Raw genomic sequence first — 8986 nt, 5'->3', positions numbered from 1 at the left:
GCATATCTGCTCCACGCTGATGTCCATAAGGTTGACCGCGCTACCGCCCGAATGGCGAAACTGGTAGACGCATGGGACTTAAAATCCCCCGCTCGTAAGGGCGTGCCGGTTCGATTCCGGCTTCGGGCACCATCTAAAATCAAGGGTTTGCGAGCGAAAGCTAATGCAAACCCTTGTTTGTTTCCGGTCCGCAATTTTGATGCTGGTCCGCAATTCACTTGGTAGGCATTACTTTTTTGCCCTTGCGATTCCTGATGTATTGCTCGGTCATCACCACGGTCGTATGCCCAAGTTGATCTCTGGCTTGCAAGATATCACCGCTGGACTCTGCTTTATCTGTACCTGCCTTGGCGCGCAAGTCGCGCATCTGAAACTCAGCCTTCGGCACCCCGGCCGCTTCCCTGGCCAAGTCAAACCTCCTGCGCAACATTGCCACCGTCATCGGTGTGCCATCCTCTGTAACGATCAGCCGCGTCGAGCGGACCTTGTGTTCTGACTTCCGGGACATGATTCGATCAATCAAAACCTTCAGTTCGCCCGTTACCTCAATCCGGAGCTTCGCTTTCGTCTTGCCCTGCAGCACCCACAGCTGTCCGCCGCGAAGGTCTCGCTCGTCCATCAATCTGGTGTCGGTCACCCGTTGGCTCGTTAGGTAGGCAAGGTCCATCGCATCCTGCAAGCCGACGTCGGCTTTATCGTAGACGCGCTTGAACAGCTCATCCTCGACGTAAGTGTTCCGGCCGGTTTCCTTGTTTCCCTTGATGCCTGCGCACGGGTTGGCGAGGGCTGTGTAGCCTTTATCCCTGGCGAAGTTCCATATCGCGCTTAGCAAAGCCTTCTCACGGTTTGCCCTTACCGGTGCGGCCTTGCGCCAGGTTAGGTATTGTCTGACGTGAAGGGGTTCGATAGTTTCCAGAGGCGCTGGCGGATCATCGAAAAACGCAATCAGGTTTTTCAGTTCCCGTTTATTGTCGAGCTGCGTCAGCTTGCCTTTCGTCGGAACGACGTCGACCATGTATTTCTCGGCGACGTAGCGGAAGGTGATCACTTTGGACACCAGGTCAGTCGCGGTGCGATCGCGCTCAAGCTTGGCGTACTCCATGATTGCCAGCCCGTAGTCATTGCCCAGCGGAATTTCTTTGCGATCTTTTCCTCCAGTGTCGTAATAGTAATACACCCGGCCGCTGCGCTTCTTGCGCTCACGCAGCCGGGCTATAGAGCCGGGTTTGCTTGGTCGTCGTCCCATTTCAGCCAGCCTTACGTGGTGTCCACACGGGTTTTTCTGCTTCAAAAATTCCGACTGCGGTCACGGCCATGGCCGTAACACTCGGCCACCCGTTGACTTTGATCGTGTGCCGAACCCCGTTTTTTTTCAGGTTTTGGATCTGCCCTGCCTTGGTTCGCGCGCCGGTCAGCTCGCAAACCTCCTCGTGGGATAGAAATTGGATGCTCATGAGCTGCTCCATGCCGCGCGTGGCGGCAGAAGTTGGTGTGGGGTTATGCAGCTTTCCGCTGCGCCTTGGCTGCCAGTCGGCGGCGGGCCATGAGCGCCTGCAATCGATAGGCACAGAATCGGCGCCCATCCTCCGACCTGATCTCCGGCGCCAGATCCGCCAGGTCTTCCTCGAGGCGGCCGAAGTAGTAGAGGTGCTCCCCATCGCCCATCCATTCAGGCTGAGCAATGGCCCAGGTGCGGGCCTCGACGCAGGCATGCAGGTTTTGAACGAGCCCATATAGCCATCCCAGCTACCGGAGACGCGCTGGTATTTTTGTCCGGGCTGGATGTGGCCGTAGCACTCGCCGCACTGGTGCACCTTCCGGGCGGTGGGCGTGGTTTCGGTTTGAAAATCGGGCATGACGAATCCTCCGCCCGCCGTTCACCGGCAGGCTGTAGGTGGATTGGGGTTAGTAGGTCTTTCGTTTTGGCGGGGAGGGTGGAAAGCTGAAATAGGTGCGGCGCTTGCCGGTGTAGCCGCATTCGCTGCATCCCACTGGCGGTCCGCAGCTACAGCCACCCTCACAACCGCAACTGCAACCAGAGCAATCGAGAGTGCACCAGCCGTCTTGCTCAACCTCGCCCTCACGATTGATCGAGTAGTTGAGGCGCCTATCCAGGCGGAAACCGATGATTCTCTCGGCCTCCTCATAGGTGGCAGCCTCCATGCGGAAGCCATACATTGCCGTCGGGTCATCAATTACGCGGGTGACCTTTCTCATGGCCTGGGCCCTCGATACACAAGCATGGCCATGTAGAGCAGGGGGAGGATCATGGCGTCACCTCGCGGCGTGCCCACCAGCAGACTGGGCCGTCGTCCGTATCGTGAATCGCCAGGCAGAACCAGGCGTCGCCGTCGGGGCGATCCGGCTCCCAGTAGCTGCAGTCTGGGTCGCCCGCTTCGAAGTAACGCTCCGAGACCGCTTCGTCGCTGTGGTATTCGAGTTCAACCATCTGCACCTGCAAATGCTGTGCAGCGATCCAGGCTTTGGACTTTTCACCGTCGCCCTCTTCAAAGTCGGGCAGGTCGGGGTGCTGGAAAAAGCCGTTCTCGTCACGCACGACTGGGGCTGGCTGGATCAATTTGATTTCTTCAGGCATGACTTCGTCCTTGCCGCTATAGCGGCTGACTTTGAAGGGGGGGGTAGAGGTTTTTGGAGCTACGGCTACTATCGATATGGAATCGGTTATAGCGGTGGCTCAGATGCTCAATGAAACGGATACGGTCGGACAGACGTTTAAGCGGGCGTTTTTTCGGGTAGATGGCGTGACGATGTATTTCTTTTGGGCGATATGGGCCGGAATCATGACAAAGGTTCTATTTGATCCCAGCCAGCCAAAAATCGCTGTACTGGTCCTTTTCATGGTTGGCATGATGAACCCCATCCTATTCATCATGATGGGATTGATGCGGCTCCCTGGATTATTGACGGCGCTGGTTCTCGCCGGACTGAATGTTAAAGGCCTCTGGGTTTTCGTGTAGCTTCGACGCTGAACTGGCCTACCGGTATTGGGTGCTGATTCGCTGGGCGATGGCTTCGAGTTTTTCAGCCATTGCCCACATGTCGTTGTTGTCGCGGCGGGACGTCACGGGCGCGCGGTGGACGTTGCGGCCGCTCAGGATCCAGGCGGCGAGCAGGATTAGCCAAGCCTCGGCCTTTCGACGAACGAAGCGCCTCATGGCTGCGCTGCTGGGTGAGTTTCGTTCCAGCGCTCGAACGCTTCTAGCGTGGTGGCTGCCTCGATCTTTTCGTCGCACTGGTTGCATGCTGCGACGCCACCCGAGGCTCCGACGTCGCGATGACCTTGCTTGCACGGGTTCATGTGCCAGTCGTCATCCAGTTCCGGCCCATCCACCTCAACCACCAGGTGCTTACCGCAGGAATGGCAGAAGTTCATGCCGTTCTCTTCTGGCCCTTCATCGTGGAACGACCAAGTAGAGCCGCAGGCGCTGTTCCAGATCCCGCTTTCCCCGTCTTGGCTCCACTCACAATCACCGCCAGCGAAGTCATCAATCCGCTGATCCGCTGCGTTCAGGCGCATCTGCAGGGCGTCACACTCAAGCTTCATGATCTCTGCCCGCTTGTAGTGCTCATTGTGCAGGGCTGTCCATTTCTCTATTTCCCCAAGCAGGTACGCCTCGCGCTCGCTCGCCTGGCTCATCTTCTGGTTGAAGTCGCCAGCGTGGACCCAGAAGCCAGGTCGATCAGATGCTCCAACTGCCTGCTGGGTATAACGATCTACGTTGCTCATACAGCCTCCATCGATACCAGATCATGAGCATTCACAACCCGCATGCCGAGCGCCTTGCCGATATGAACTTCAAGGCTGGCGCCGCGGGAATCCTGCCAGCCGGGCAGGGTGACCACGGTGTCGCAGTCCATCAGCGCCTTGATGTCGCGGCGCATGCATTCGCTCCAGGTGCCTGGGTCTGGGTTGAGCTCGGCGGGGTTTGTGACGGTGTGGCCGGCGGCGCGCAGCCTGGCGGCGGTGGTGTGGAAGAGGGGGAAGTTCAGGTCCAGCATGTTGGTCATGGGGCCGCTGAGGTAGATGCGCTTCATGCTGCCTCCTGGACTTCGGCCGGTTTGCGGATCAGCCCAAGGCGTACGCCTTCATCGCGAACGATCAGGATGTCGTCGCCATATCCCCATGGGTTTTCGAAGCCGTTATCCATCGTCGGCTGGAAGTACCCGTAGCGCATTGTCGAACCATGGAGGACAAACCTGCCGAGAGACCCGACCAGGCTCTTCAGCGTGCCGCCGTGTGAGAAACCATCCCACTCGCCCTCTTTGGCGACGTTGATGCGGGCACCGGTGTAGTCGTCGTGAAGCCAGACGATCCTCCCGCGGGCATTCATCGACAGGTAGGCGTCATGGCCTGAGCCCTTGTTGCGGAAAAAGTGCCGGCCGCAACGGGCTATGACCTGCAAGAATTCGTTGGCGGCGGTGAGTCGTTCCTGGCGCCGCTGGCCCAGGGTTATCTTTTCTGCGGGCATGGCTATGTCCTATGCCGGGGCATGCCCGGGCGGTGGAGTGGGGGAATAGTGGAAAACCCACAAGAGGATTTGCGGGGTAGCTCGTTCCAAAGTGCGCATACCGAAGAGTCGTGACGGCATCATCGACTCATACCTGCACCGGAGCGCTACCGCATGAAACGAGCAATCGAAGACCTGATGTACCAGATCCTGATCGACCTGATTTTTCGCGCTGCAACCTGGCTGGCCGAGTGGATCTCGGTCATTCCATGTCCATGATTTACGCCGCGACTGCCTGCCGTTCCTCGACGCGCCACGGATCATTGGCTCGCGCCAGTGCTGCCATTGGCGGCGGGCTGACGCTGTTGCCGCACATGTGGACTTGCTGGGTCTTGGTGAACGGCTTGCCGTCGGCGCCGTGACTGATCACGTAGTCGGCGGGAAAGCCCTGAGCCTTGTACAGCTCGGACGGCTTCAGCATGCGCAGGCAGATATCGACGATGACATAGGGCGTGCCCTTCACCATCGCGGTGACCATGGCCAGGCGGTCAGGGATTGTCATGGTGCCACTCTGGCGTTCTAGGCTGCGCCCTGTTGATTCGGAAGCCGTTAAGACTTCGGCTCGATACTAGCGACGTAAGTTTTCAACGCTTCGTTCTTCACCTTTCCGTGTAATCCGTGGTGGATTTCGCGGTGGCAGGCGGGGCAGATGGCACCTATATAACGTGGGTGGTCTAGGCCGCCATCTGATAATCGATTTACGTGGTGCGGCTCTAGGTATGGTGAGCCGTTTGCCTTCATGAAAGGGGCGGCTTTCTTACAGCTCTCACAGTTCCCGGCTGCCCTCTTTAAAACGTAATTGGAGATTATTCTGCTGCGACGATATACGGTCCTGCGTGCCGATCCGCTATCTCCAGCCGATCCTGCTAACGCAGCCGCAAGAGCGCGCTTTCTCGCCTCGGCAAGTGACATAGCTGGATCTGGGGCTTCGTCTTCTCCTGAGAACGTAGGGGAGTCGATCTCGAGCCCTACGGGGACTAGGTTGAAAACGACTATCGCCCTGTCGTTGCCAAGCTTGTCAGGGCCGCGACGCCATTCATGGCTCGCACACGTGTATTCGCCGAGGTACTTCTGGCCTAAACTTTTGCCGAGTATCTCGAAAACATGCAGCGCTTTCCCCTGCTTTGAATGCTCGAGAATTGCCAGGTTTCCTTTAGTCAGAGTCATATCACCGAGCTGGCCTTCGCCTGTGTAGCTGAAAACCTGCTCCTCGCTATGCGAGTCGGTATATCCGTACTGACCACCTGAGTCGCCGGTGAAAATGAATACCGCTGGGGCCTGCGCTGATGGGGCAATTCCACTCTGGCGACTGCCTCCGAACAAATCGTGAATCTCAGTTCGCCGGTCATAAACCTGACCCGCCACAAAGCGCAGCTCTGGATCAGTTGACCGTTGCAGTTCAACGATTGTGAATCCATGCCGCTTCAAATATCCGTTTGTGGGCTGGCCACCTGAAAACAGTCCTACCGGGGTTCCGGTGGCCAAAGAAACTATTTTTTTTGCAGGGTATAAAGTGCTGTTCGCGCTGATTGCGTAGCGATGCGCTTGGTTTTCAGTCCAGCCTTTCCACTCGGGGGCGTGGCGAAATTTTTCATCGAATTGTTTTAGAGCTTGGTCCAGCTTTGCTTTTTTTACCGCGGGGATTTTCAAAGAAACGTCCTTGTAGGCAGCAGCATTCATCAGGTGGTCAATGCTCGCTCGCCCAGGCGGATGAAGCAATAGCGAAATGCTGGCTCGAATTCGGCGAACCAGGCGGCGCGCATGCCCAGCGGGTGCCAAGCCTGGGTCGCAGCTTCGATCCCGCTGCACACAGAGCGGTAGGTGACATTGGGCATAGGGGATCCTCGCCGGTTGGCGGAAGGTTGAAAAAAGGGGATCTATTTATTCGCAGAGTCCGTAAATCGAGCTGCACAGCTCAACTTCCGGATCTACTCGGATGAGGTCGTATTGCCGGCCGCCGCGGGATGTTTTGGCCCATTCGACCCTGGCGTGGATGCCGTGCGTTATCGTTCCTGCGTCAGCAGCAGATGTTGCGCCGAGGTCCGAAGCGGGGAAGAAGGTCGCGACCTTCGTTTTGCTCACCTTCGATATCAACTGCTCCCACTCCGCGAGCCGTTCAAGCTCTTCCGGGAAGCGCTTGCTGATCTCCAGCAGTTCATCCTTGCCGGCATTTATGCAGGGCATGCAGCCAACTCTGCGCATACCCAGCTCGTACAGCGGGTTCGACCTGAGGCCGTGCTTGCGGTGCATCTCGAAGCATTCTTGTGCGGTCCAGGGAAGGATCGGTCGGTAGTTCCAGAGTTCGGCGCCGTTGCTGCGCGTCAAAACGTGCTCTGATGCTGGCAATAGGGCGCGCTTCGCTCCCTCGTCGGCGCGTACACCCTGCCAGGAGCGAACATCATCACCAGCATCGAGAAGCGGCAGATGGACTTGCTTGGTTAACTGGTCGCGCTTGAGCTCTTTGGAGCAGAACGCGACCTTTGTGGATGGAAACCGGCCGTGAACCATGCACATGTCGAGGAACGGGTTCCCGGTGGTGTAGAGCAAGCCAAGGGCCTGTTCGGCAATCTCTGGCGTCCACTCATACCGGCCCTGGTTCTTGTGCGTTCCGGCGATCACGTTGCGCATCATCTGGCGACGGCCTTCGATCTGTTTCGTGAAATCGGCGCGAATCCAGCGGATAGGCACGCCGGTAGAATGCTCGATATACCTGACGTACTCGTACGTTGAAGGATGCTCGTTACCGGTGTCTGCGAAGACAGCCTGAAGGTGCTCGACCTCCTGCTCCACTGCCAGCAGGAGCATGGCAGTGCTGTCCTTTCCGCCGCTGTAGCTGATGACGTTGTGCTCGATGGTCATGGCGTTTTCCAGGTGCGCGCCGGCCTCGCCGGTTGGCGTGATTCGAGTTTGTAGGCTATTGGTTGATGGCCCAGCATGGGGCCGGGCCGAGGAGGTCGCTATGAGTCATAAGACGAGAGTTGTATTTACCGTCCACGAGACGGACGCAGGCCAGCCATATATGACGATGGAGTTTCACGATGATGTGCCGGGACTGCCGTCAGAACCGCCTGTTTTCGAGTTTGTCGACGGGTCGACGATGGAGGAGGCAGAAGTAATTGCGAAACTCATGAACGCCAAGATTTCGGCCTATCACCCCCTACCTTGAACGGTAGGAACCTGAGGTCCCCCGGAGTGACCTGTGGTGGCAATTTGGTTTGGGTTGGGGTATTACGGGTGACTGGCATGGGGCCAGATCAAGGAGAGAAAATGAGCAACTTCCCCTTCACTGTTGGTGACTTGCAGCGTCAACTCAAAAATCTCGATCCCAACGACATCTTGGAGTTTCAGGGTGGGCTGACATTCAACAGAATCAAAAGACGAGGCGAGGACCTGCAGGTTCTGGAGTTCTGCGAGGCACAAGCTTTTCTAGACGATGAATTTAAGGAGAAGAATTCGCACGTCCAAGCAGTTTTTATCAAGGACGAACCGTTTGAGGATGGTCAACTGGCACAGGAAGTTGACATCAACATTCGATAATCAAGATGGCTAATCTTGACCGAGACGCAAAGCTTCGCGCTCGTAGGCGAGCTTCAACTTTCGCGACACGTTTTCGGATATCACGTATTCGTGTCGCGGCGGCGAAAGGAACTGAGCCGATCCAGCCTGGCCCAGGCCATGCAAATGGTGAATCATCAGCGTCATGGCCTCGCCCTGTTCCTCAATACCGTTCCAGGCCATCAGGTCAGCCAGGGCCTGTCGAGTGCCGGCCAACGTGTGCAGCCGCAGCTCCTCTTCGCCGCGGCTCTTTCGCTTCGCCGCGGTCTTTGCTGACCGGTCTTTCTGAGCTGCAGCCATGGCAGGCCTCCGTTATTCCGCTGGCCGGCATTGCTAGCCAGGTCTGTCGTTTGCGTTGTTGGGTGCGGGCTGCGGATCGCTTCAAGACTTCAGCTTCCCGTTGCGCATGTTGAACGGCAGCGCCGGGAAGTCGATTTTGTAGTCCTTGAGCAGGCGGTGGAATTTCTCGTAGCTCATGCCGATCTGCTTCATGACCCTGGAACGGCTTAGGCCTACGTCGCGCAAGGCAATGATCCGCTCGACCATTCGGCCATCGGTAGCTTTGTGGCCCTGGTTGGTGGTGTATCCGCGCTTGAACTTGAAACCCATGCGGGTAGCCATGCGCTTCAAGTCGCTTTCACTAAGGTGAAATGTCTTCATGGCCTCAGTGACAGTCAGGGTTGGTGCTGCTGCCGCAACCTTGGATTCCAGGGAGGGGTTGGGTTCGGCCCGTGTGCCGTCACAGGCTTTGCCGTTGAACATCACGCCGAAGTCAGCGTCGCGGGCCTGCACAGGTAGTGTTTCTAGGGTTGCACGACATTCAAACTCCGCCGTGGCGCGAGCGATCCAGTCGCGGTCTAGATCCTTTTGGCGGATGGTGCTGAGTTCTGGGCTGATCATGA

Annotated in this window: 15 protein-coding genes, 1 tRNA gene and 1 pseudogene; 4 read left to right on the top strand and 13 right to left on the bottom strand. The window is 57.5% G+C overall.

Annotation, left to right across the window (positions count from 1 at the left end; genetic code table 11):
• Positions 1–45: 45 nt before the first annotated feature.
• Positions 46–132 (top strand) — tRNA-Leu (locus tag T3A99_RS12935).
• A gap of 82 nt (positions 133–214) precedes the next feature.
• Here T3A99_RS12935 and T3A99_RS12930 read toward each other — a convergent pair.
• From T3A99_RS12930 to T3A99_RS12920, 3 genes are all read right to left on the bottom strand, one after another.
• Entirely contained in the window at positions 215–1246 is a 1032-nt protein-coding gene (locus T3A99_RS12930; protein WP_322834432.1) for a tyrosine-type recombinase/integrase, read from the bottom strand.
• Position 1247: 1 nt separating this feature from the next.
• On the bottom strand, positions 1248–1454 hold the full coding sequence (locus T3A99_RS12925; RefSeq protein ID WP_107322604.1) for a DUF4224 domain-containing protein: 207 nt from the start codon (positions 1452–1454) through the stop codon (positions 1248–1250).
• Between the two features lie 812 nt (positions 1455–2266).
• Positions 2267–2596: a hypothetical protein gene (locus T3A99_RS12920; protein ID WP_322834431.1), complete on the bottom strand. Its 330-nt coding sequence runs from the start codon at positions 2594–2596 to the stop codon at positions 2267–2269.
• Between the two features lie 103 nt (positions 2597–2699).
• Here T3A99_RS12920 and T3A99_RS12915 point away from each other — a divergent pair, with 103 nt between their 5' ends.
• Positions 2700–2978, top strand: a complete 279-nt coding sequence (locus T3A99_RS12915) for a hypothetical protein (protein ID WP_139050676.1) — start codon at positions 2700–2702, stop codon at positions 2976–2978.
• 18 nt (positions 2979–2996) lie between these two features.
• Here T3A99_RS12915 and T3A99_RS12910 read toward each other — a convergent pair whose 3' ends face one another.
• From T3A99_RS12910 to T3A99_RS12875, 8 genes and pseudogenes are all read right to left on the bottom strand, one after another.
• Positions 2997–3176, bottom strand: coding sequence for a hypothetical protein (locus T3A99_RS12910; RefSeq protein ID WP_322834430.1), 180 nt, complete (start codon positions 3174–3176; stop codon positions 2997–2999).
• A complete protein-coding gene (locus T3A99_RS12905; protein ID WP_322834429.1) occupies positions 3173–3748 on the bottom strand; it encodes a hypothetical protein in 576 nt (191 codons plus the stop codon). The genes T3A99_RS12910 and T3A99_RS12905 overlap by 4 nt, the downstream gene beginning before the upstream one ends.
• Complete coding sequence (locus T3A99_RS12900; protein ID WP_322834428.1) at positions 3745–4056, bottom strand: DUF4406 domain-containing protein; 312 nt, start codon at positions 4054–4056, stop codon at positions 3745–3747. The genes T3A99_RS12905 and T3A99_RS12900 overlap by 4 nt, the downstream gene beginning before the upstream one ends.
• Entirely contained in the window at positions 4053–4490 is a 438-nt protein-coding gene (locus T3A99_RS12895; protein WP_322834427.1) for a hypothetical protein, read from the bottom strand. The genes T3A99_RS12900 and T3A99_RS12895 overlap by 4 nt, the downstream gene beginning before the upstream one ends.
• 259 nt (positions 4491–4749) lie before the next feature.
• A pseudogene (locus tag T3A99_RS12890) lies at positions 4750–5034 on the bottom strand (DNA cytosine methyltransferase); the annotation flags it as partial.
• A 44-nt stretch (positions 5035–5078) separates the two neighbouring features.
• Complete coding sequence (locus T3A99_RS12885) at positions 5079–6209, bottom strand: HNH endonuclease signature motif containing protein (protein WP_322834426.1); 1131 nt, start codon at positions 6207–6209, stop codon at positions 5079–5081.
• Positions 6209–6364: a hypothetical protein gene (locus tag T3A99_RS12880; RefSeq protein ID WP_322834445.1), complete on the bottom strand. Its 156-nt coding sequence runs from the start codon at positions 6362–6364 to the stop codon at positions 6209–6211. Before T3A99_RS12880 ends, T3A99_RS12885 begins: the two co-directional genes overlap by 1 nt.
• 46 nt (positions 6365–6410) lie before the next feature.
• Positions 6411–7388: a phosphoadenosine phosphosulfate reductase family protein gene (locus T3A99_RS12875; RefSeq protein WP_322834425.1), complete on the bottom strand. Its 978-nt coding sequence runs from the start codon at positions 7386–7388 to the stop codon at positions 6411–6413.
• A gap of 100 nt (positions 7389–7488) precedes the next feature.
• Between T3A99_RS12875 and T3A99_RS12870 the strand changes: the two genes are divergently transcribed.
• On the top strand, positions 7489–7695 hold the full coding sequence (locus T3A99_RS12870; protein WP_322834424.1) for a hypothetical protein: 207 nt from the start codon (positions 7489–7491) through the stop codon (positions 7693–7695).
• 101 nt (positions 7696–7796) lie between these two features.
• Complete coding sequence (locus T3A99_RS12865; RefSeq protein WP_322834423.1) at positions 7797–8066, top strand: hypothetical protein; 270 nt, start codon at positions 7797–7799, stop codon at positions 8064–8066.
• 9 nt (positions 8067–8075) lie between these two features.
• Here the strand turns inward: T3A99_RS12865 and T3A99_RS12860 are convergent, their stop codons facing one another.
• On the bottom strand, positions 8076–8384 hold the full coding sequence (locus tag T3A99_RS12860) for a hypothetical protein (protein ID WP_322834422.1): 309 nt from the start codon (positions 8382–8384) through the stop codon (positions 8076–8078).
• Positions 8385–8465: 81 nt separating this feature from the next.
• Positions 8466–8984 carry a hypothetical protein gene (locus T3A99_RS12855; RefSeq protein WP_322834421.1) on the bottom strand — a complete coding sequence of 173 codons (519 nt, stop codon included), beginning with the start codon at positions 8982–8984 and terminating at the stop codon, positions 8466–8468.
• Positions 8985–8986: the final 2 nt, after the last annotated feature.

The sequence above is a fragment of the Pseudomonas sp. N-137 genome, assembly GCF_034555295.1.
Taxonomy (GTDB): domain Bacteria; phylum Pseudomonadota; class Gammaproteobacteria; order Pseudomonadales; family Pseudomonadaceae; genus Aquipseudomonas; species Aquipseudomonas rhizophila.
The sequence above is the reverse complement of the archived record's forward strand: the minus strand, read 5'-3'. Positions and strand labels throughout refer to the sequence as shown.

Coding starts and splice junctions, on each gene's coding strand:
- T3A99_RS12930 (WP_322834432.1), bottom strand. CDS start 1,246: ATGGGACGACGACCAAGCAAACCCGGCTCTATAGCCCGGCTGCGTGAG.
- T3A99_RS12925 (WP_107322604.1), bottom strand. CDS start 1,454: ATGAGCATCCAATTTCTATCCCACGAGGAGGTTTGCGAGCTGACCGGC.
- T3A99_RS12920 (WP_322834431.1), bottom strand. CDS start 2,596: ATGCCTGAAGAAATCAAATTGATCCAGCCAGCCCCAGTCGTGCGTGAC.
- T3A99_RS12915 (WP_139050676.1), top strand. CDS start 2,700: ATGCTCAATGAAACGGATACGGTCGGACAGACGTTTAAGCGGGCGTTT.
- T3A99_RS12910 (WP_322834430.1), bottom strand. CDS start 3,176: ATGAGGCGCTTCGTTCGTCGAAAGGCCGAGGCTTGGCTAATCCTGCTC.
- T3A99_RS12905 (WP_322834429.1), bottom strand. CDS start 3,748: ATGAGCAACGTAGATCGTTATACCCAGCAGGCAGTTGGAGCATCTGAT.
- T3A99_RS12900 (WP_322834428.1), bottom strand. CDS start 4,056: ATGAAGCGCATCTACCTCAGCGGCCCCATGACCAACATGCTGGACCTG.
- T3A99_RS12895 (WP_322834427.1), bottom strand. CDS start 4,490: ATGCCCGCAGAAAAGATAACCCTGGGCCAGCGGCGCCAGGAACGACTC.
- T3A99_RS12885 (WP_322834426.1), bottom strand. CDS start 6,209: ATGAATGCTGCTGCCTACAAGGACGTTTCTTTGAAAATCCCCGCGGTA.
- T3A99_RS12880 (WP_322834445.1), bottom strand. CDS start 6,364: ATGCCCAATGTCACCTACCGCTCTGTGTGCAGCGGGATCGAAGCTGCG.
- T3A99_RS12875 (WP_322834425.1), bottom strand. CDS start 7,388: ATGACCATCGAGCACAACGTCATCAGCTACAGCGGCGGAAAGGACAGC.
- T3A99_RS12870 (WP_322834424.1), top strand. CDS start 7,489: ATGAGTCATAAGACGAGAGTTGTATTTACCGTCCACGAGACGGACGCA.
- T3A99_RS12865 (WP_322834423.1), top strand. CDS start 7,797: ATGAGCAACTTCCCCTTCACTGTTGGTGACTTGCAGCGTCAACTCAAA.
- T3A99_RS12860 (WP_322834422.1), bottom strand. CDS start 8,384: ATGGCTGCAGCTCAGAAAGACCGGTCAGCAAAGACCGCGGCGAAGCGA.
- T3A99_RS12855 (WP_322834421.1), bottom strand. CDS start 8,984: ATGATCAGCCCAGAACTCAGCACCATCCGCCAAAAGGATCTAGACCGC.